Origin of the sequence: Pseudomonas sp. LTJR-52, from assembly GCF_003691465.1 — a bacterium.
In the GTDB taxonomy this organism is placed as follows: domain Bacteria; phylum Pseudomonadota; class Gammaproteobacteria; order Pseudomonadales; family Pseudomonadaceae; genus Chryseomonas; species Chryseomonas luteola.
Genome location: NZ_CP033105.1, coordinates 4,013,214 through 4,035,156, shown reverse-complemented (window position 1 = coordinate 4,035,156; position 21,943 = coordinate 4,013,214). Strand labels below are relative to the sequence as shown.

The window sequence follows — 21,943 nt, the reverse complement described above, 5'->3', positions numbered from 1 at the left end:
GCATAACCCCAGAAACGACAAAACCGAGCTATTTAGCTCGGTTGTCTGTAAAGTGGTGCCCAGGAGAAGACTCGAACTTCCACGGTGTTGCCACCGCTAGGACCTGAACCTAGTGCGTCTACCAATTCCGCCACCTGGGCACTCTGCGATATGCGATGATCTCATCGTATTTCGCGTTAGCAACGTTGTTGCCGTTGCTGTGGCGCGAACTATACGAGGCTTTTTTAAACCTGTAAACCCTTGAAGTGGAAAATTTTTATTATTTTTCGAAGACTAACCTTTAAGGCATTTTCGAGCTTCAATATATAGAGAGCTCTTAACCAGACAAAAGGTAACTCTAAACTGATGGCCGATTGGCAATCCCTCGATCCCGAGGCCGCTAGAGAAGCGGAAAAATATGAAAACCCTGTTCCAAGTCGCGAGCTTATTCTGGCGCATCTGGCGCAGCGGGGCGGTCCTGCCTCGCGCACGCAGCTGATAGAAGAGTTCGGTTTGACGGAAGAGGATCAGTTTGAAGCATTGCGCCGTCGCCTTCGTGCCATGGAGCGGGATGGGCAGCTTCTTTATACGCGTCGCGGTGCTTACGCCCCTGTTGATAAGCTCGATCTTGTCTGTGGGCGAATCAGCGGTCACCGTGACGGCTTTGGCTTTCTTATCCCTGACGACGGCAGTGATGACCTTTTCCTGAGCCCTGCGCAAATGCGACTCGTGTTCGATGGTGACAAGGCGCTGGCACGTGTATCCGGTCTGGATCGTCGAGGCCGCCGTGAAGGTGCTCTGGTCGAAGTCGTACACCGTGCCCATGAAAGCGTGGTCGGCCGGTTCTTTGAAGAGAGCGGCATCGCGTATGTAGTGGCGGACAGCCCCAGGATCCAACAGCAGGTGCTGGTCCCCGCCGGCAAGCATGGCGGAGCGCAGCATGGGCAGTTTGTTCAGGTTCATATCACCGACTGGCCTACTGTTCATCGCCAGGCCCAGGGCGAGGTAGTTGAGGTGCTGGGTGATTACCTCGCGCCGGGGATGGAAATCGAAGTGGCATTGCGCAGCTACGATATTCCCCATGAGTGGCCAGTCGATGTAGAGAAAGAGGCGGCCAAGCTCAAGCCTGAAGTCTCTGAGAAAGATAAGGAAAAGCGGGTCGATCTGCGCAACGTACCGTTCGTGACAATTGACGGTGAAGATGCGCGTGACTTTGATGACGCGGTCTATGCCGAGAAGAAGAAGTCCGGAGGCTGGCGGCTCTTCGTCGCGATTGCAGACGTGTCTCATTATGTGAAGGTCGGCTCTGCGCTAGACACCGAGGCCGCACGCCGGGGCAACTCGGTATATTTTCCGGGGCGCGTAGTACCCATGCTGCCTGAGATATTGTCCAATGGGCTGTGTTCCCTGAACCCCTTGGTAGATCGCCTGGCCATGGTATGCGAGATGACCATCTCGGCGACGGGCAAGCTTACGGGCTATCAGTTCTACGAGGCGGTGATCCACTCCCATGCGCGCCTGACCTATACCCGGGTCAGTCAGTTACTGGAAACGCCGGAAAGCACTGAGGCGCAGCAGTTCCGTGAGCAACTGCCGCAGCTGGTGCCGCATATCCAGGAACTGTATGCCTTATATAAGGTGCTCGTGATTACCCGGCAGGAGCGGGGGGCTATCGATTTCGAGACACAGGAGACGCGAATCGTCTTTGGTGCCGACAAGAAGATTTCGGAGATCCGGCCTACTCAGCGTAACGACGCCCACAAGCTGATCGAAGAATGCATGCTGTGCGCGAACGTAGCGACAGCCAAGTTTCTCGAGAAGCACAGCATTCCAGCCCTGTACCGGGTTCACGATGCGCCGCCGCTTGAGAAACAGACCAAGTTGCGGCAGTTCCTGGGTGAGATCGGCCTGACTTTGACGAAGGGCAAGGCTACACCGACGCCCAAAGACTACCAGGCGCTACTCAAAGCCGTTCATGACCGTCCCGATTACCGTCTGATCCAGACAGTAATGCTGCGCTCACTGAGTCAGGCGGTTTACAGCCCGGACAATGAGGGCCATTTTGGTCTCAATTACGAAGCCTATACACACTTCACATCGCCCATTCGGCGTTATCCGGACCTATTGGTTCACCGTGCGATTCGCAGCGTCATTCGTTCCAAGCTTGAAACACGGCATGTGAAGCGTGCCGGCGCCGCTGCCATGCCCAAGTCGCGTATCTATCCGTATGATGAAGCGCAGCTGGATCAGCTGGGTGAGCAGTGCTCCATGACCGAACGCCGTGCCGACGAAGCTACGCGAGACGTTGCGAACTGGCTCAAGTGCGAGTACATGCGTGATCGGGTCGGCGAGACGTACCCGGGTGTCATCACCGCTGTGACGGGATTTGGCCTGTTTGTCGAGCTGAGCGATATCTACGTCGAGGGGCTTGTTCACGTCACGGCGCTGCCAAGCGACTATTATCATTTCGATGCCGTACACCATCGGCTTTCAGGTGAGCGTAGCGGGCGCAGTTATCGGCTGGGTGACTTGGTCGAAATCGTGGTGGCGCGTGTGGATCTGGATGAGCGCAAGATCGACTTCGAGCTGTCCGAGACGGCACAATCGGCTCCGGCAGGTCGTCGTCAGCGAGGCGATGCGAAGTCCTCAAGAGATAAGTCTCGAAAGCGCGAGAAAACCCAGGTACCTGCCCAGAATTCAGCAGTAGGGATCGAGGTCTCGCCTGAATTGCTCAAGCAGGCAGAAGTGTTGCTGGGCAATACGGACGTCAAGCGCAGTCGTGCAGTCAAGCGCGCCCTGTTGGATGAGGCCAAGACCGGTGGAGAAAAGCCCGCAAGGGCGCAACCTGCCAGACAGGAGGCTGCCCCGGCGCGCACGTCAGCAAAGAAAGGTAAAAAGGCAGACAGCGCTAAACCCGGCAAGCCAGCTAAATCGGCCAAGGCAACGAAGCCGAGCAAACATCGCAAGGGGCCTTCCAAGGCCAAGGCACAGGCGGCTTCTGGTGAAGTCCGTAAACGTAAGGTCAAGTCATGAGTCAGTGGGAAATGGTCTATGGCATCCATGCCGTAGAAGCGTTGTTGCGTCATCATCCAAAGCGGGTGAAGCAACTATGGATAGCCGAAGGTCGTCAGGAACCGCGCGTACAGGCAGTGGTCACATTGGCCGATGCTGCACGTGTGCCGGTGCAGACCCATAGCCGTCAATCGCTCGACGAGCAGGTGGACGGTGTGCATCAGGGGATCGTGGCGCATGTAAGTCCGAGCCAGATCTGGGGCGAGGCGATGCTTGAAGAACTTTTGGATAGAGCCGAAGGCCCGCCACTGCTTCTGATGCTGGATGGGGTGACGGATCCGCATAACCTGGGGGCCTGCCTGCGTACAGCCGACGCGGCAGGTGTTCAGGCGGTCATCATACCCAAGGACAAGTCAGCCAGTCTGAATGCTACGGTTCGTAAGGTAGCGTGTGGTGCCGCTGAGGTTATTCCATTGGTAGCGGTTACCAATCTGGCGCGTACGCTGGAAAAGCTCAAGAAGCGAGGGCTGTGGGTTGTGGGCACAGCAGGAGAAGCAGAGCAGGATGTCTATGATGTAGACATGACCGGGCCAACCGTTCTCGTCATGGGTGCAGAGGGCAAGGGAATGCGCCGATTGACACGTGAGCTATGCGATTTTCTGGTGCGTTTGCCTATGTCCGGCAGTGTTAGCAGTTTGAACGTCTCCGTAGCAACAGGGGTTTGCCTGTTCGAAGCCGTTCGTCAACGTCGTTCTCGCTAGAGGGATCGGCTCGCCCGCTGAAAGTAGTTAGGTTACATGCTCGATTTTGAAAGCATTTTCAGGGCTTCGCCGAATTCGTATGTTCTGCTGAACAGCGTCTTGACCGTCGTGGACGCCAACGAGGCGTACCTGAGGGCTGTGGGGCGGCAGCGTCAGGAGTTGCTTGGGGTCCATTTGTTCGAGGCTTTTCCTGTCGATCCGTTGCAGGGCAACGTGCCATCGCAGCAGGCCCTGAAAGCTTCCATCGAGCGAGCTGTTACGCTCAGGCAGGAAGATGCCCTCCCTGTCATTCGCTACGCGATACCGCGTAGCAGTGCCAGGGGGGTAGTGTTTGAAGACCATGTCTGGAGTGTTACGCATACGCCACTCTTCGATGCTGAAGGTCGATTGCAGCATATCCTCCAGCACGCTACGGATATTAGTGAACTCCAGGCCATGCGTGCCGATGTAGTTCGTTCTCCCAGCCTGACATCGACGAACATTCAACTGGGGCAGCGCCTGATCAATCGAGCGAAAGCCTTGCAGGATGAAGGGGCCCAGCTGAGACGGCTGTTTCAGCAGGCGCCGGGTTTCATCTGTGTCTTGAGCGGGCCTGACCATGTATTTGAGCTGGCTAACGATGCGTTTCTGCACCTTGTAGCGCGAGGAGACGTTGTCGGTCATCCTATTCGTACTGTCTTTCCCGAATTGGTGGAGCAAGGTGCTCTCAGGTTATTTGATGAGGCTCTGGTCTCTCTCAAAACGTTTTCCGGACGCGGCGTTCGCCTGGATATTCAACGTACCGCCTTGGGGCCTTCCAACGAAATCTATGTAGATTTCATCCTGCAGCCGATTATTGATAACGGGCAGGTGGTAGGGCTTTTTATCCAGGGTAATGATGTCACCCAGCAGAAGCGGGCAGAAACCGAGCTGGCCAATTACCGGCTGCACCTTGAAGATCTGGTACAGGAGCGGACGCGCGAGCTCAAACGCAGTGAAGATGAGCGGCAAGCCGCTATGGTTCAGGCGCAAAAGCTGGAAGCCGTTGCCAAGCTGACGGGGGGCGTTGCCCATGATTTCAATAACGTCCTGCAGATCATCGGAGGCAACCTGCAGTTGCTGAAAACCCGACTGGCAGGCGATGAGGTTGGCCAGCGTCGGCTGCAGGCGGCCAATACAGCCGTAGAGCGGGGTGCAAGCCTCGCTTCTCAGCTCTTGTCCTTTGCGCGGCGGCAGCCCCTGCAGCCAATGTCAGTCGATACGAAGAGTCTCCTGGATGGCATGAGTGATTTGCTGCATCAGGCGTTGGGCGAGTCCATCACGCTGACTGTGCTTGCTGACCCTGATGTCTGGTCGATATTTGTCGATGCAGGTCAGCTGGAAAACGTGCTGGTCAGTCTGTTACTCAATGCCCGCGAAGCAATGGCTAATGAGGGGCATGTCACTGTTGAGCTACATAACGTGTTGCTTTCCCAGGAGCAGTGGCAGGCCGCTGACGAGTTGATTCCAGGCGAGTACGTGCAGCTGATCATCACGGATACCGGGCGCGGAATGTCCGAAGAGGTCAAGGCGCAAGCCTTCGAGCCCTTTTTCTCAACCAAGCGTGAAGAGCATGGCACCGGGCTTGGCCTGTCCATGGTCTATGGTTTCGTGAAGCAGAGTGGCGGACATATCTTGATCAACAGTACCTTGGGCAAGGGAACATCGATCATCCTTTATCTGCCACGCTCGCTACCGAATACCGATACAGCCGATAGCTCCATGGCCTTGCCGTCGGTTGAGGAAGGTGGAAGCGAATGTATCCTTGTAGTGGAAGACGACCCCGATGTTCGTCACATCGTGGTGGATATGCTGAGTGAGCTAGGCTATGACGTGCTGGAAGCCGGTGATGGGCAGGCTGCCCTGACAATGCTTGAGCAGGGGGCGCCTGTAGATTTATTGTTTACAGACATTGTGATGCCGGGCCCGGTACGCAGCACCGAGCTGGCACGCAGAGCAGGGGCGCTCAGGCCTTCCTTGAAGGTACTGTTTACCTCGGGCTATACACAGGACGCTGTAATACAGGGCGGACGGCTCGAGGCAGGAGGCAACCTGCTCAGTAAACCCTATCGTCGGGATGAGTTAGCCCAAAAGGTGCGTATGATGCTCGGTATGCACAGACAGCACACCCCTACTACAGCTGTAACAGAAGAGGACATGGCGTTGGAGGAAACCGCAAGTAACAAGGTATTGAATATTCTGCTGGTCGAGGATGACCTGACGCTACGTAGCCTGACTGGCGAGGTGATGGAAGAGCTGGGCTATCAGGTTACGGCCGTGGCTTCTGCCGAAGAGGCACTGGACGCGCTGCAGAGCAGTACCTTTGATGTCCTTTTCACAGATATCGGGCTTGGAGGCATGTCAGGGCTGGACCTGAGCCGTCAGGCGCTCAAGCGTTATCCTGGATTGCATGTCGTAGTGGCTTCCGGTTATGCCTTTGACAAGGACGACGAACTCAAACACGTAAAGGCGCTGCTCAAGCCATACGATCTTTTCAAGATCCGGCAGCTGCTCGATGACCTGTCCGTCAGATAGTTGTACCGGCGAGCCGGTTGGCTCGTGATCTTCCTTGCGCCACCCGGTGCCCTTCTCTAGAATACCGCCCCTTGCCTGTATCGGGCCTCCGCTTGCAGGCAAGTCAAAACGAAACATTCACTCCTTGTCTGACCGCATCATGTGGCAGGCTATAACCCGTAAGGAGCATTTATGCGTCATTACGAAGTTGTGTTTCTGGTTCATCCTGACCAGAGCGAACAGGTGGGCGGCATGGTTGAGCGCTACACCAAAGCGATTGAAGAAGACGGTGGCAAGGTTCATCGTCTGGAAGACTGGGGCCGTCGTCAGCTGGCTTACGCTATCGACAACGTGCACAAGGCTCACTATGTTCTGATGAACATTGAGTGCAGCGCCAAAGCACTGGCTGAACTGGAAGACAACTTCCGTTACAACGACGCCGTGATCCGTAACATGATCCTCCGTCGCGATGAAGCCGTTACCGGCCAGTCTGAAATGCTCAAGGCCGAAGAGAACCGTAGCGAGCGCCGTGAGCGTCGCGAGCGTCCTGCCGAGTCCGAGTCCGCCGATGGCAGCGACAATGCTGACGTCGATGGCGACGATAGCGCCGAGTAAGCCTGGATTATTGAGGAATCATTGTTATGGCACGTTTCTTCCGTCGTCGTAAATTCTGCCGCTTCACCGCTGAAGGCGTGAAAGAGATCGATTACAAAGATCTGAACACCCTGAAAGCCTACGTCTCCGAAACCGGCAAGATCGTTCCGAGCCGTATCACTGGCACCAAGGCCAAGTACCAGCGTCAGCTGGGTACTGCCATCAAGCGTGCTCGTTATCTGGCCCTGTTGCCTTACACCGACAGCCACGGCCGTTGAGACCGGGCATCGACACGAACTAACGGATAATTCGCATGCGAGCCCTTGCTGATTTCATCATGCGCGGTCGCATGCAAGCCACCCTTACGGTGGCGATTGCAGCGGTTGTGCCATTTCTGTACTGGCTCAGCGCTGCAGCAGGGAGTCTGGTCGTCCTGCGCCGTGGCGCACGTGACGCTGCAGGTGTAGTGGTCTGGGCATTGCTGCCGGCTGCGTTCTGGTGGTATCTGGGAGATCCGAGCATTGCGCTCGTATTCATCGGTACCCTAGCGTTGGCGCTGGTTTTACGCAGCAGTGTTTCCTGGCCGCGTGTCCTGCTCGCCAGCATCCTGGTCGGTCTGGCGTTTGCTGTGACCATTGGTCATGTCTACGCAGAGCCCATTAACCTCTTGGCAGAGGAAATTCAAAAGCTTCTGCCTCAGATGGCGGGTCAGTCACCGGATGCTTTGCCGGAAGCCAAGCAGGCCCAGCTGCATGAGATGCTGGTACCTGTATTGACCGGTCTGATGGCGAGTCTTTTCCAGATTGTCTGTCTGCTGTGCCTGATGTTGGGACGTTATTGGCAAGCTGCGCTGTATAACCCAGGCGGTTTCGCGCGTGAGTTTCATGCGCTGAGATTGTCGCCCGCCCTGGCACTGGGAATGCTGTTGGTCATGCTACTGGCACCCAACATCAACCTGGGACTTGGGATGTTGACACCGCTGTGCAGTGTACCCCTGGCGATAGCTGGCGTTGCCCTGATTCACGGACTGGTAAGACAGAAGCATATGGCCACGTTCTGGCTGGTGGGGTTGTACGTGACACTGCTGATCTTTGGGCAGTTGATCTATCCGTTGTTGGTGATCGTAGCCGTGGTCGACAGTCTGTTTGATTTTCGTGGGCGCCTGGGCAATACGCCCAAGGACTCCACGAACGGTGAAGGTTAAAAGTTAAGAGGTAAGACTCAAATGGAAGTCATCCTGCTGGAAAAGATCGCCAACCTGGGCAACCTGGGCGATAAAGTGAACGTCAAGGGCGGTTACGCTCGTAACTTCCTGCTGCCGCAGGGCAAGGCAACTGCCGCTACTGCTGACAACGTTGCTGCGTTCGAAGCACGTCGTGCAGAGCTCGAGAAGCAGGCTGCCGATAAGAAGGCTTCTGCTGAAGCTCGTGCTGCCAAGCTGAACGAACTGACCGTTACCATCGCTGCCAACTCTGGCGACGAAGGCAAGCTGTTCGGCTCTATCGGTACTCGCGACATCGCCGAGGCTGTTTCTGCTGCTGGCGTTGAGCTGGACAAGAGCGAAGTTCGTCTGCCCAACGGCGCTCTGCGTAACGTTGGCGAGTTCGACGTAGATGTGCAGCTGCACACCGACGTTGAAACTACCGTCAAGGTGGTCGTGGTTGCTGAATAAGCGGTCATGACAACTGACTGGCGGGCTTGCACGAACATGCAAGCCTGCCGACAATCGGGCACGTCATTCTCGTAATGACGTGCCCGTTTTTTTTCAGGCCATGAAGGCCTGTCTTCTCTGATCGAACTTTCGGTGCCAATCGCTACGCCATGAATGAGATCGCCATCGCTGAACAATACGATTTGCAAACTGCCGCGCTGAAGGTGCCACCGCACTCCATCGAGGCCGAGCAGGCCGTGCTGGGTGGCTTGATGCTGGATAACAATGCGTGGGAACGCGTCTCGGACCAGGTATCGGACGGCGACTTCTATCGCCATGACCATCGCCTGATCTTTCGTGCCATTGCTCGTCTGGCTGAAAGCAACCAGCCTTTCGATGTGGTTACGTTATCCGAGCAGCTCGACAAGGAAGGACAACTACCCCAGGTAGGGGGGCTGGCTTACCTGGGTGAGCTGGCAAAAAACACCCCCTCTGTTGCAAACATCAAGGCCTATGGCCAGATCGTGCGCGAGCGCGCCACGCTGCGCCAGCTGATCGGCATCAGCAATGACATTGCCGACAGTGCCTATAACCCTGAAGGTCGGGGCGCCAATGAGCTTCTTGATGAGGCGGAGCGCAAGATTTTCGAAATCGCCGAGGCCCGTCCCAAAACAGGAGGTCCGATTGGCGTTAATGACATTCTGACCAAGGCCATTGATCGAATCGATACACTGTTCAACTCGGATAATGCCATTACGGGTGTTTCCACAGGATTTGTGGATCTGGATGATAAAACCAGCGGCCTTCAACCGTCGGACCTGGTTATCGTGGCGGGACGTCCCTCGATGGGTAAGACGACCTTTGCCATGAACCTGGTCGAAAATGCGGTACTGCGTACGGACAAGGCCGTGCTTGTATTTTCACTGGAAATGCCAGCTGATTCGATCGTGATGCGTATGTTGTCGTCCCTTGGGCGAATCGATCAGACCAAGGTCCGCTCGGGTAAGCTGGAGGACGATGACTGGCCAAGGCTGACCTCAGCGGTCAACCTCCTGAATGACCGCAAGCTGTTTATCGACGACACGGCAGGTATCAGCCCGTCGGAAATGCGTGCGCGTACGCGGCGTCTGGTGCGTGAACACGGTGACTTGGCGCTGATCATGGTCGACTACCTGCAATTGATGCGGATTGGCGGGGCAGCCAGCGAAAACCGGACCAATGAGATTTCCGAAATTTCGCGCTCGCTTAAAGCGCTAGCCAAGGAGTTCAACTGTCCAGTGGTCGCGTTGTCCCAGCTTAACCGCTCGCTGGAGCAGCGGCCGAACAAGCGTCCGGTGAACTCCGACTTGCGTGAATCCGGAGCGATCGAGCAGGACGCCGACGTAATCATGTTTGTGTACCGGGATGAGGTATATCACCCTGAAACTGAGTACAAGGGTGTAGCCGAAATTATTATCGGTAAACAGCGTAATGGCCCTATCGGTACGGTGCGACTCGCCTTTATCGGCAAGTACACCCGTTTCGAGAACTTGGCACCCGGCAGTTATAACTTCGACGACGACTAAGTTGTCGGGGGCGCAAAAAAGCCGCACACCTGTGCGGCTTTTTTATAAGCGCCTTGGCCTTGCATGTGGTAATCCAGGCGTGGATGCGCGCGTTCGGCAAGCTCAGCAGTCCAGTAACCATGCGGCTGTCAGGCGACGGATAGCGGCTCGCCTCTCTTAACTGGCTATTTTTTGTGCTATTCTTGCACCTCCTCCCGCACTACTTTTAATCCCCGGAAGCCTTCATGCTCGCTGCCAAGCCGTTGTTCGACTATCCCAAATATTGGGCTGAGTGTTTTGGACCTGCGCCTTTCTTGCCGATGAGCAGGGAGGAGATGGACCTGCTCGGCTGGGACAGTTGCGACATCATTGTCGTGACAGGAGATGCCTATGTGGATCATCCATCCTTTGGCATGGCCATCATTGGACGTCTTCTGGAAGCGCAAGGCTTTCGGGTAGGGATTATCTCCCAGCCAGACTGGCAATCCAAAGACGACTTCATGAAGCTTGGCAAGCCGAACCTGTTTTTTGGCGTGGCGGCAGGCAACATGGATTCGATGATCAACCGCTATACAGCCGATCGCAAGATTCGCTCCGACGACGCCTATACACCAGGCGGTTTGGCCGGCAAGCGTCCCGATCGTGCCAGCATGGTCTACAGCCAGCGTTGCCGTGAAGCCTATAAGGGGGTACCGATTGTCTTGGGCGGTATCGAGGCATCACTGCGCCGGATTGCTCACTACGACTACTGGCAGGACAAGGTACGCCATTCCATCCTGATGGATGCAAAGGCGGATATTCTGCTGTACGGCAATGCCGAACGTGCAGTCGTGGAGATTGCTCACCGCTTGGCTGCGGGTGAACCCATCCAGGCGATTACCGATATTCGCGGCACTGCGTTTATCCGCAAGGACACGCCGGAAGGCTGGTTCGAGCTGGACTCGACGCGTATTGACCGTCCGGGGAAGGTCGACAAGATCATCAACCCCTACGTCAATACACAGGATCTGCAGGCGTGTGCCATCGAGCAGTCCAAGGGGCCGCAGGAAGATCCTGAGGAAGCCAAGGTTGTTCAGCTGCTGCCCAGCCCGAAGCTCACCCGTGACAAGACGGTCATTCGGCTCCCGTCGTTCGAGAAAGTAAAGGGCGACCCGGTCCTGTATGCCCACGCCAACCGCGTGCTGCACCTGGAGACCAACCCGGGCAATGCCCGTGCGCTGGTTCAGCGTCATGGCGATCAGGACGTATGGCTCAATGCGCCGCCGATTCCGCTGACCACTGAAGAGATGGACTACGTCTTCGGGCTGACCTATGCCCGTGTTCCGCATCCTGCTTATAAAGGCGAGCGGATTCCTGCGTACGAGATGATCCGGTTCTCGGTCAACATCATGCGCGGCTGTTTTGGCGGCTGCACTTTCTGCTCCATTACCGAGCATGAAGGCCGCATTATCCAGAACCGTTCGGAAGAGTCCATTATTCGAGAGATCGAGGAAATTCGCGACAAAGTGCCAGGGTTTACCGGGGTTATTTCCGACTTGGGTGGCCCGACGGCCAACATGTACCGGATTGCGTGCAAGGACCCGGAAATCGAGAAACATTGCCGCAAGCCGTCCTGCGTGTGGCCGGGTATCTGCGAAAACCTGAACACCGACCACTCGGCGCTGATCCAGTTGTATCGCTCTGCACGTGCCCTGCCGGGTGTGAAGAAGATCCTGATTGCGTCGGGCTTGCGGTATGACCTGGCGGTAGAGTCGCCGGAGTACGTAAAAGAGCTGGTAACCCATCACGTGGGGGGTTACCTGAAGATTGCGCCAGAGCACACCGAGGAAGGTCCGCTTTCCAAGATGATGAAACCGGGCATCGGCAGTTACGATCGCTTCAAGCAGATGTTCGAGAAGTATACGAAGGAAGCCGGTAAGGAACAGTACCTGATTCCTTACTTCATCGCTGCGCATCCAGGTACGACTGACGAAGACATGATGAACCTGGCGCTCTGGCTCAAGCGTAACGGCTTCCGGGCGGATCAGGTACAGGCGTTCTATCCGTCGCCAATGGCAACCGCGACTGCGATGTACCATTCGGGCAAGAATCCGCTGCGCAAGGTAACTTACAAGAGCGATGGCGTACCGATCGTGAAGGGGGAGCGTCAGCGCCGCCTGCACAAGGCATTCCTGCGCTATCACGATCCAAACAACTGGCCGATGCTGCGTGAAGCGCTCAAGGATATGGGGCGTGCCGACTTGATCGGTAACGGCAAGCATCACCTGATTCCCACGTTCCAGCCCGCTGTGGATGGTACTTACCAGAGTGCACGTCGTAAGAATTCGACGCCGCTGGGTAGCAAAAAAGCAGGCAAGCCGCTGCTGACTCAGCATACTGGCTTACCGCCGCGGGCGGCGGATGGCAGCAAGGGATGGGACAAGAAGCAGGAAGGTCAGGCGGTGGCGTTTGCCAAAGGCAAGAAAAAGCCCCGGCGAGAACCCAATATTCCGCGTTGATGAAACGGCGAGCCTCGGGCTCGCCGTTTTGCTATCAGCGGATCGTCAACGCGCCGGTAAGATCGCCCAAGGGGGCGAGACCGTGGGTGACGCGTGCGATGTCGCGCTCCACCAGACCCTTGAGCGGCGGCAAGCCGTGGAGCCGGGTGATCAGGCGCAGGATTGAGGTGGTGTCGTACAGGTCGTGATCGACATGTCCTTTGCGTGCGAAAGGTGACACGACAAGGGCCGGAATACGTGTGCCTGGACCCCAGCGATCACCCTTGGGCGGTGCTACGTGATCCCACCAGCCGCCGTTCTCATCGAACGTAATGACGACCACGGTGTTTTCCCATTGCGGGCCTTTCTGCAGATGTTCGATAACCTTGGCAATGTGCTGATCGCCTGAAGCGACATCGGCATAACCGGCATGCAGGTTGAGGCTGCCCTGGGGCTTATAGAAGGTTACAGGCGGCAGGCGACCGGCATCAATGTCTGCCAGAAAATGGTTGGTGCTCGGATCATCGCCAATCCCGCCGTCGCGGATGTGCTGCTCGCGTGCTGCCGTGCCCGGAGCGAAGCGCTTGAAGTAGTTGAATGGCTGGTGGTGCGCCTGGAACCGGGTATCGGCGCCATTGCCCTCCAGCGCTGCCTGCCAGCCACCCGAGTACCAGGCCCAGTCCACGCCCTTGGCTGACAGCAGGTCGCCAATGGTGGCATGGGTCTGTGGTGGCAGTACGCTCGGGTTGGTCGGATCGGACAGGGCTGGGTCGCCTCCTGCCGGCGGCGGAATCTGGCTGGGCTGATAGGGCGGCAGCATGGTGTTGATGGCATAGCCGTCAGGGCTAAGCGCGCCCGGATTGACGAACATTGGGCGTCCGTCCAGGGCCGAGGCAGGAGAGTTATCCGCCAGAGCCAACTCATAGCCCAGCGGATTCTTCCCTTTAAGCACCGCCACCTTGTCCTTTGCCGGGCTGGTGGTGTGGTTGGGGTAGAACGGCGCGCGACCCGAGATCAGGAACTGATGGTTCAGGAAAGAGCCACCAAAAGCCGCCATGAAGAAGTTGTCGCAGAGGGTGAATTCCTGGGCCAGTTTCCACAAGCGCAATTTCTCGGGCTGGCTGTAGTAACCCATGACCAGTGCGCCGGAGTCGCCCCAGGCGACAAAGCCGTCATTGCGTCCGCCGTTGATCTGCATCTGGTTCTGGTAGAACGCATGTACGAGATCACGAGTGATCAAGCCCGGGTTAAGCGGCTTGCCTTGAGCATCCTTCAGAGGAAAGGGTGCATTGGAAAGCCCACTGATCTGATCTTCAGTAATCAGGTATTGCTGACCGTCAATGGTCTGAGCCATAGGCACCAGGCCACCCCAGATCTTGGGTAAGTGTGGTAGCAGCTGTCCGTTACGGTCCTTCTGCTGGAAATGCTTGGCGTTGACCGCAGACAGTGGCTTCGAGACGCCAGGAAAATTGCCAAACAGGTTATTGAAGCTGCGGTTTTCCGCGTAGATCACGACGACATTTTTGATTTGCCGTTTCAGTGAATGGTCGAATGCCTTGCGCTCGGCAGCTTCAGCCATTCCCATGCGGTCAAGACCGGGCAAACCTAGCCCTAACCCGACGACACCTGCTCCGATCAAAAAGCGGCGTCTTGATTTCTCGAGGGTGGAATCGGGCTTATTACGGTCGTCATCTTTCATCGGAGGAAACCTCAGTAACGGAGCTGGCCTCTACATTAGTAACAAAATATTTCAGATTTTCGAGCGATACGTTCTTATTAAGTCAGTTATTTGTATGCCTAGCTAACTTTTTTGCAGGCGCTGGCTGATCAGTTTTATCACTGAGAGCATGCGAGCCAGTAAGGGCAGGCGGACTACCGCTGCAGTCCGTAGATGAAGCGCCGTGTTACATAGCATGGCGCTAAGACGGGTCATATCAGCCACGCTTACAAGCGTTGAATACGTCCGGCAGGTTTAGCTTGGCCGGCCGGCTTGCCGGACGTGTCCCGTTCAACGAGATAGTGTTCAAGCGCATCGACATCAAGAATGCCGGTCTCCTGTACGTGGCGGGCGTGCTTGAGGGTCTCGAGTCCATCTCCTCCCTGGGCCATGAAGTTGTTCACTGTAATGCGGTAATCCCGGTCGAGCCGGATCGGCTGTCCGTTCAGCTTCATGCTTCCGGAAACCACTTTCTGGCCCGGTTTGCCTGCCGGATTCCAGCGGTAGCTGAAGCCTTCCGAAACCTGCATCAGACTGGCGCTGTCGTCACTGCTCCATTGCTCCTCCATGAGCTGATAGAGCTGGGCACCGCTCAAGGTCAGCAAGGTCAAGGTATTGCCGAATGGCTGATTAGCGGCCAGTTGGGCGTAGGTCAACCTGGATTGGCCAGGCTCCAGAGTCAGATTGCTGCGGATGCCGCCTGCGTTCATGAGGGCAATCTGGGCGCCCAGCTTGCGTGTCGCCTGAAGTTGGGCGTCGGCAATGAGATCGCCTAGCGTCGATTCGCCATTCGCATCGGTCATGCGGGTGATCTGGGGGACGGCAATACGTGCGATAGGCCGCTGAAGCACATGCTGGCTACGCTTTTCAACTTCCTGACGCAGCGCGGCGAGCGCAGGATCGGGGGTGTAGCGATGGGCGTCCACGGTCAGGTTTTCGCTGCTGGCCGAGACGATGTCGTGGGTCTTGGGGTCAATGCCGAGCCGTACATGGCTGACGAACTGCCCGTAGGAGCCGCCCTGAAAGACAAGGCGATTGTCCACGTGACAGGTATAAGACTGATGCGTGTGGGCACTGGCAACGACATCGACTGCCGGATCAAGGCGCTTGGTAATCTCGACGATAGGGCCGCGCAGGCGGATGCAGTCTGGGGCGTTGTAGGATTCATTCGTGCCTCCGCCCTGGTGAATGACTGCGACGATGGCCTCTACACCCTGGGCCTTGAGGGCAGGGATCTGGGCGTTGATGGCATCGGCTTCGTCCTGAACGCTCAGTCCGTTCATGCCAGCCGGCGAGACGATCCGGGCTACGTCTTTCAGCACGGCACCCACGAATGCGATTTTTTGTCCGTGGGCTTCCAGGATCTGGTAGGCCGGAAACACGGGTTTACCCGTCTGGTTGTCGATCAGGTTTGCAGCCAGGTAAGTAAAGTGCGCCCCCTGGTATTTTTTATGCAGCTGGCAGGCTTTCTGGGGTCGGTTGGAAGCGCAGCCGCCATTGATGATACGCAGCAGTTCATCCTTTCCATTGTCCAGTTCATGATTACCGACCGCCGAGAGTTGCAGCCCCAGCAGGTTCATGGCTTCGATGGTGGGCTCGTCCGCCCAAAGCGATGAGATGGGTGGGCTGCCACCGATGAGATCACCGCTGGCAATGACCAGTAGCTCTGGATCCTGTTGACGCAGATAGTTGATAACGCCACCCAGCACCTCGATACCACCCGCTTCGATTGTACGTTTGCCATCGGGTGCGGTGGAGTCAGGGTAGGTCAGTCTGGCGGATTGCAGGTAGCCGTGAAAGTCATTGAATACGGCCAGGTTGATCTCTAACGGTTGGGTCGGGGCCGAAGAGCAGGCCGTCAGCAGGAGGGACAAGGCCACAGGGCCCAAGGCAGCATAAGAGCGAACAGGCATCATCTAGCGCTTCCAGGTGCAGAGGGATATGCATGCCAGAGAGGCATGCCAAGCGGATCGCTTCATCCTTTAAGCAATAGCATGCTTTCAACGAAACGGTAGGCGCAGTATGAAGCGGAGAGATGACAGAACCGCGTAAGAGGCCGGCTGGGCCGTTAGACAGCCCAGCCGTGATCGATCAGAGCACGGGCGAGCCGCCAGTGACAGGCACCATGGCACCGGAGACGTAGCTGGATTCATCCGAGGCCAGCATTACATAGACTGGCGCCAGTTCGACAGGCTGGCCAGCACGACCCAGCGGCGCCATCTTGCCGAAGCTTTCCACCTGTTCGGCTGGCATGGTGCAGGGTATCAGCGGCGTCCAGATCGGTCCGGGTGCCACGCTGTTTGCACGAATACCTTTTTCGGCCAGAAGTTGCGCCAGACCTGCCGTGAAGTTGGCGATTGCTCCTTTGGTGGCGGAGTAAGCCAGTAGTGAAGGAGGCGCGATGTCCGCATTGATCGACGAGGTATTGATGATGGAGCCGCCCTTGGGCATGTGCTTCACAGCCGCCTGGGTAATGCGGAACATGGCGGTGATGTTCACATCGAACGTGTGCACCCACTCTTCATCCGGAATTTCTTCCAGTGATTGGCGGGTCATCTGAAACGCGGCGTTGTTGACCAGCACGTCGATACGGCCAAACGCTTCAACGGTTTTCTGCACGACGGCCAGGCAGTTTTCGCGCTGGCTCAAGTCACCTGGAATCAGGATTGCCTTGCGGCCTGCTTCGGTAACAAGCCGTGCCGTTTCACGGGCGTCCTCGTCTTCGCTCAGGTAGGAGATGGCAACGTCCGCACCTTCGCGAGCAAAGGCCAGGGCCACCGCGCGGCCGATACCGCTGTCACCGCCGGTAATGAGTGCGGCCTTGCCTTTCAGGCGGCCGGAGCCTTTGTAGCTCTGCTCGCCAAAGTCCGGACGCGGATTCATCTGGCTTTCATAGCCTGGATAGGGCTGGGTTTCGGCAGGCATGGGTGGCGTTGGATAGTCGGACATAAAGACCTCCTTTCAAGTGGTTAGAAAAACGGGTTAATGCGTGGCGCCCAGGACTGCAAAGGCTTGATCACCGTAGCCTGCAGCGCGCAAGGGCGTCCGAATGTCTTGCTCAAGGTCAGGCACGTAGCCGAACAGGACGTCAGCCGGTCCGGCTAACTGAATTTCTCCTAGCGCGGCAGGCAGCAGAAGGGTTTCGGCAGCGCCCAGGACGCCAGACCAGTTACCGGCCTGAATGCGGATGGGTGTGCCGACGTTGCTAAGCAGCGTGGCCTTGTTGAAACGGTAGGTAAGGGGCTTGGCGCCCGCACCGGCTACACGCCAACGCTCCAAGGCAAAGTAGGGGCTGGCAGTGCAGATTAAGCGATCAATGTCATCGCCTTGGGGCAGCCGGAAGCCGGGTGTGAATTCGGGTTGGGGTTCGAGATAGCACTCTTCGAGCAGTTGATCGATGCCGGCAATCCAGTCCTGATGGCTGAGCGGCGAGCCGTCGGACATCTGCCAGGGCATTGCCTGTTGCTGGATATCCGAAGTCTGCTCGATCTCATAGATCAGCGTACCGGGGCCAAAGCTGTGCAGTGTGCCTCCAGGCACATAGATGGTTTCGCCTGCACGGACCGGCAAACGGCGCATGACGGCGTCGTAATCCTGGGCAATCAGGGCGCTGCGCAAGGTATCGCGATCAATCCCCGGCTTGATTCCGACCAGTGCGGTGGCACCGGGCTCGGACCAGAGGATATGCCAGGCTTCGGTCTTGCCGTTGGGCTGGCATTCGAGACGGCGAGCGGTTTCGTCATCAGCATGCAAATGCACCGGCAACATGCCGCAGCCATCGATAAATTTGCTGAGCAGGGGGAAATAGGGACCGTCAAACCCCGGGCCCACCAGCTCGGTGGGATAACGCCTCACCAGATCACGAAGCGATTGACCGGCAAGCGAGCCCTCGGTGACATTTGCAATGCTGCCTTCGACATCGCTGACTTCCCATGTCTCGGCAATACGGCCAGCAGGCAGCCCGCGGCGACCCAGTATTTCAGCAATGGCGTGACCGCCAAACATGTGGCTACGGATAGGGGTAGATAACCGAAGAGGGTACCAGTCCATGTGTGCTCCTTAGTACAGATGAGGAACAGGCAGGCAAAACAATCCCGTACGCTCATAAGGGCGCATGAGTCATTAAGAGCATGTAGATATTTGGTCTGGCCACGGTCGGCCGGTTTGTAGCCGACCATGGCGCAGTGGGTCTTACAGAATCGGCTTGCCGCCAGTGACCGCAACGCGAGCGCCAGACACATAGCTGGCTTCATCAGAGGCCAGCATGACGTATACAGGTGCAAGCTCGGCCGGTTGACCTGCTCGTCCCAGCGGAACCTGGCTACCGAATTGCGAGGCCTGTTCAGGCGGCATGGTGGACGGAATCAGCGGTGTCCAGATCGGGCCGGGTGCCACGCTGTTCGCGCGGATGCCTTTTTCGGCCAGAAGTTGTGCCAGACCTGCCGTGAAGTTGGCAATCGCCCCCTTCGTGGTGGCATAGGGCAGCAGAGTGGCCTTGGGCATGTCCGAATTCACAGAGGTGGTGTTGATGATCGAGCCACCTTTGCCCATGTGTTTGACGGCTGCCTGGGTGATACGAAACATGGCCGTGATGTTGGTATCGAACGTGTATACCCATTCTTCGTCCGGAATCTCTTCCAGGGAGTCATGGGACATCTGGAATGCGGCGTTATTGACGAGTACATCAATGCGGCCGAACTCGGACACGGTCTTCTGAACGATATCCAGGCATTGCTGGCGCTTGCTGATATCGCCTGGCAGTAGCAGAACCTTGCGTCCGGCTTCTTTCACGTAGCGCGCAGTATCCTCGGCATCTTCATGTTCGTTCAGGTAGGAGATAGCAACATCGGCACCTTCCCGAGCGAAGGCAATAGCCACTGCACGACCGATGCCGCTGTCACCCCCGGTGATGAGCGCAACCTTACCAGCCAGACGACCGGAACCCTTGTAGCTCTGCTCGCCACAGTCCGGAACGGGTGTCATTTTGGATTGAAGTGCTGGCGGCTCTTGAGGTTGTTCGGGGAAAGGTGGGCGTGGGTAATCGGTCATGGTGAATTCCTCCAAACGTGTTAGGGCGATGTAAAAATGCGACATGCCATACGCTGAGCGGGTTCACCAAAAGAGATGAATGGTGCTGAATCGATAAAACGAGGCCATACGCCTCGCTTTATCGACCGAAGCGATCTATTGGGGCGCGTTGGCGTGCCAGCGAGGCGCCACGGTGGGCTTCCACTGCTCGAGCGCATTGAGCAGTTCATCCGGCGACTGGCTGACCTGAAGCATCTCGCGATGAGGGCCAGCCACAAAGCCCTGACTCACTGCATGATCCAGGAACTGTGCAAGGGGCGCGTAGAAGTTATTTACTTCCAGAAGGCCCAGCGGCTTGGCGTGATAGCCGAGCTGACCCCAGGTCCAGACTTCGAAGAGTTCTTCCAGCGTACCTAGTCCACCGGGCAAGGCAACAAAGGCATCCGCCAGTTCAGACATACGTGCTTTGCGTGCATGCATGCCATCGACTACTTCAAGACGAGTTAGTCCCTTGTGGCCGACTTCGGCATCCTGGAGGCTTTTGGGGATGATGCCTATCACCTCGCCTCCGGCCGCGAGGGTCGCGTCGGCCACGATGCCCATCAGGCCCACGGCACCGCCACCATAGACGAGCGTAAGACCGCGCTTGGCCAGGGCGCGACCCAAGGCTTCGGCAGCTTTACGGTAGATTGGGTCGGCGCCTGTCTTGGCGCCACAAAATACACAAACGGCTTTCAACGACATTGCTGATCCTTGGCTGGTAGGAAGCGTAAGCGTAATCCTCACGCCCAGGTTAACCAAGTCTTGTCATAATCAGTGCCGTAGTGCATGCGGGAGAGGTGGCCATGAAGCAATCGGCTGATCGCAGGTGCGCGCGTGCCGATTACTTCAGGCTGGAGGGAGCATCAGGCAGAAACCTGTTCAGGACAGGTGCCGCTGGCACCCAGAGCGTAGGCGATGAAAAGCTGGTTGATGTAGTCCGGGAATTTCATGGTGGGTACTCCTCAAGACGGCAAGTGACAGGGGCATCCTCTCAATATCAGGCTGGCCTTGCCGCTCAAAAGTTTCGATGGCAGCCATAGCCGTTTCGTTGCAAACCATGTTCCAGACGTTTTAGCGATTGGAACTCGCTTTCAAACATGCCAGTCTTCACTTAGTGAACACATGCGTTAGGAGATTTCATGAAACGTTCGCTTTTCGCTGTTTCTCTGCTTGCTCTGGCCAGCTCATCCGTATGGGCAGCCGACCAGTGCTCGGTCGATATTCAGGGAACTGATCAGATGACCTTCAGCACGGACAAGATCAAGGTCAATGAGGACTGCAAGCAATTTACGGTCAACCTGATCCATCCCGGTACGCTACCCAAGAATGTGATGGGGCATAACTGGGTCTTGACCAAAAAGGATGATGTCCAGGGTGTTGCCACTGACGGTATCGCGGCCGGTATGGACAAGGATTACCTCAAGGAAAACGATTCCCGCGTGATCGCCCATACCAAGGTGATTGGAGGTGGCGAAAAGACGTCCGTGACGTTTGATACCTCCACATTGAAGAAGGGAGAGGACTATGAATATTTCTGCTCCTTCCCCGGTCATGCGGCCATCATGAAGGGCACGCTTACGATCGACGACTGAATGTCGAAAGACCGATAAAAAGCCCGGCATTGACCGGGCTTTTGCATTTCAGGCTAACGGGGCTTCAAACCGTCCAGAATCAGTGCCTGTACACTGCTCAGCACCTCTTCGAAAAACACAGGGTCATCGAGGGTCTTGCCCAGGATGGCCTGAACCTGGACACGAAAGTCGGCGTAGTGCTGGGTGGTTGCCCAGAGCGTAAAGATCAGGTGATGTGGATCGACGGGAGCCAGTTGACCGGCGTCGATCCAGGCGCGGATTACTGCAGCTTTGGCCTCGACCGTCTCCCGCAGGGGTACTTCCAGCTCGCTCAGGAGCAGCGGCGCGCCTTGCAGGATTTCCATGCAGAACAGGCGGGATTCGGCTGGGTAGTCACGAGAGATTTCCAGCTTGTGCCTGATGTAGCCCTTGATGGCGTCGATCGGGTCCTGCTCTGTGCTAAAGGTCTTCAAGGGGGCCAGCCAGATCACCAACAGCTGGCGTAGCACGTTGAGGTAGAGGTCTTCCTTGCTGCCAAAGTAGTACAGCAGATTGGTCTTGGAAACCTCTGCCTGGGCGGCTATCTGGTCAAGACTGGTGCCATGCAGGCCGTACCGGGAAAACAAGTCCAGCGCTGCCTCAAGGATGATGCCGCGCTTTTCCTCGATCTGCCGTCGGCGGCGCTCCAGTGTCGCAGCACTGGGCTTGCGAGTGGGCTTGCTGGGTGTGGATGAACGGTCCTGGCTCACAACGACTCCTGCCTCTACAGCACGAACTGCACTTTACCGCGAGCGGCCTTGAGTGAGTACCGTCAGTCGAATTTCATGCTCGCCAGAGTAGCAGGTCGCCTGCGGTTTTCGCCCCATCATCGTGCGGGCTGCACAAACCAGGTGCTCTTGTTTGGACCAAATGGTCCACGCTAAGAAGCAGGTTTTGACCTAACTCCTTGTTTGCTCAGCAGAAACCTAAAGCTGGCAGAGTTTGTGCTCTGTCCTTGGTATTCCTGGCTTGCGGTACGGGCGGGAAATCACTTCG

Annotated in this window: 17 protein-coding genes and 1 tRNA gene; 10 read left to right on the top strand and 8 right to left on the bottom strand. The window is 56.9% G+C overall.

Annotated elements, in window-relative coordinates; translation table 11 throughout:
* Positions 1-53: 53 nt before the first annotated feature.
* Positions 54-140, bottom strand: a tRNA-Leu gene (locus tag EAW52_RS18780).
* A gap of 205 nt (positions 141-345) precedes the next feature.
* Here EAW52_RS18780 and rnr point away from each other — a divergent pair.
* The 9 genes from rnr to EAW52_RS18735 all read left to right on the top strand — a co-directional run bounded on the left by rnr (position 346) and on the right by EAW52_RS18735 (position 12,571).
* Entirely contained in the window at positions 346-3,012 is a 2,667-nt protein-coding gene (gene rnr, locus EAW52_RS18775) for a ribonuclease R (RefSeq protein WP_122043563.1), read from the top strand.
* Positions 3,009-3,752, top strand: a complete 744-nt coding sequence (gene rlmB / locus EAW52_RS18770; protein WP_122043562.1) for a 23S rRNA (guanosine(2251)-2'-O)-methyltransferase RlmB — start codon at positions 3,009-3,011, stop codon at positions 3,750-3,752. The genes rnr and rlmB overlap by 4 nt, the downstream gene beginning before the upstream one ends.
* Positions 3,753-3,788: 36 nt before the next feature.
* Positions 3,789-6,305, top strand: a complete 2,517-nt coding sequence (locus EAW52_RS18765; protein WP_122043560.1) for a response regulator — start codon at positions 3,789-3,791, stop codon at positions 6,303-6,305.
* A 171-nt stretch (positions 6,306-6,476) separates the two neighbouring features.
* Positions 6,477-6,899 carry a 30S ribosomal protein S6 gene (gene rpsF / locus EAW52_RS18760; RefSeq protein WP_010796930.1) on the top strand — a complete coding sequence of 141 codons (423 nt, stop codon included), beginning with the start codon at positions 6,477-6,479 and terminating at the stop codon, positions 6,897-6,899.
* A gap of 26 nt (positions 6,900-6,925) precedes the next feature.
* The gene (gene rpsR / locus EAW52_RS18755) at positions 6,926-7,156 is read left to right on the top strand and encodes a 30S ribosomal protein S18 (RefSeq protein WP_007161145.1); all 231 of its coding nucleotides are present in this window, start codon (positions 6,926-6,928) and stop codon (positions 7,154-7,156) included.
* A gap of 35 nt (positions 7,157-7,191) precedes the next feature.
* Positions 7,192-8,082 carry a hypothetical protein gene (locus EAW52_RS18750; RefSeq protein ID WP_122043559.1) on the top strand — a complete coding sequence of 297 codons (891 nt, stop codon included), beginning with the start codon at positions 7,192-7,194 and terminating at the stop codon, positions 8,080-8,082.
* A 21-nt stretch (positions 8,083-8,103) separates the two neighbouring features.
* Positions 8,104-8,550, top strand: a complete 447-nt coding sequence (gene rplI, locus EAW52_RS18745; RefSeq protein ID WP_010796932.1) for a 50S ribosomal protein L9 — start codon at positions 8,104-8,106, stop codon at positions 8,548-8,550.
* Positions 8,551-8,699: 149 nt separating this feature from the next.
* The gene (dnaB, locus tag EAW52_RS18740; RefSeq protein WP_010796933.1) at positions 8,700-10,094 is read left to right on the top strand and encodes a replicative DNA helicase; all 1,395 of its coding nucleotides are present in this window, start codon (positions 8,700-8,702) and stop codon (positions 10,092-10,094) included.
* 224 nt (positions 10,095-10,318) lie between these two features.
* Positions 10,319-12,571 (top strand): YgiQ family radical SAM protein, encoded by a 2,253-nt coding sequence (locus tag EAW52_RS18735; protein ID WP_010796934.1) that lies wholly within the window; start codon positions 10,319-10,321, stop codon positions 12,569-12,571.
* A gap of 34 nt (positions 12,572-12,605) precedes the next feature.
* Here EAW52_RS18735 and EAW52_RS18730 read toward each other — a convergent pair whose 3' ends face one another.
* The 6 genes from EAW52_RS18730 to EAW52_RS18705 form a co-directional block, all read right to left on the bottom strand.
* Positions 12,606-14,249, bottom strand: a complete 1,644-nt coding sequence (locus EAW52_RS18730) for an acid phosphatase (protein ID WP_122043558.1) — start codon at positions 14,247-14,249, stop codon at positions 12,606-12,608.
* 245 nt (positions 14,250-14,494) lie between these two features.
* On the bottom strand, positions 14,495-16,183 hold the full coding sequence (locus EAW52_RS18725) for a bifunctional UDP-sugar hydrolase/5'-nucleotidase (RefSeq protein ID WP_122043557.1): 1,689 nt from the start codon (positions 16,181-16,183) through the stop codon (positions 14,495-14,497).
* Positions 16,184-16,358: 175 nt separating this feature from the next.
* Positions 16,359-17,216 carry a glucose 1-dehydrogenase gene (locus EAW52_RS18720; protein WP_122043556.1) on the bottom strand — a complete coding sequence of 286 codons (858 nt, stop codon included), beginning with the start codon at positions 17,214-17,216 and terminating at the stop codon, positions 16,359-16,361.
* A gap of 33 nt (positions 17,217-17,249) precedes the next feature.
* The gene (locus EAW52_RS18715; protein WP_122043554.1) at positions 17,250-18,317 is read right to left on the bottom strand and encodes a class I mannose-6-phosphate isomerase; all 1,068 of its coding nucleotides are present in this window, start codon (positions 18,315-18,317) and stop codon (positions 17,250-17,252) included.
* Between the two features lie 141 nt (positions 18,318-18,458).
* Positions 18,459-19,316: an SDR family oxidoreductase gene (locus EAW52_RS18710; protein ID WP_074823300.1), complete on the bottom strand. Its 858-nt coding sequence runs from the start codon at positions 19,314-19,316 to the stop codon at positions 18,459-18,461.
* Positions 19,317-19,451: 135 nt separating this feature from the next.
* Positions 19,452-20,039, bottom strand: coding sequence for a TIGR00730 family Rossman fold protein (locus EAW52_RS18705; protein WP_122043553.1), 588 nt, complete (start codon positions 20,037-20,039; stop codon positions 19,452-19,454).
* A 437-nt stretch (positions 20,040-20,476) separates the two neighbouring features.
* Here EAW52_RS18705 and azu point away from each other — a divergent pair, with 437 nt between their 5' ends.
* Positions 20,477-20,929, top strand: coding sequence for an azurin (azu, locus tag EAW52_RS18700; protein WP_122043551.1), 453 nt, complete (start codon positions 20,477-20,479; stop codon positions 20,927-20,929).
* Between the two features lie 53 nt (positions 20,930-20,982).
* Here the strand turns inward: azu and rutR are convergent, their stop codons facing one another.
* Positions 20,983-21,657, bottom strand: a complete 675-nt coding sequence (gene rutR / locus EAW52_RS18695) for an HTH-type transcriptional regulator RutR (RefSeq protein WP_122043549.1) — start codon at positions 21,655-21,657, stop codon at positions 20,983-20,985.
* Positions 21,658-21,943 lie beyond the last annotated feature (286 nt).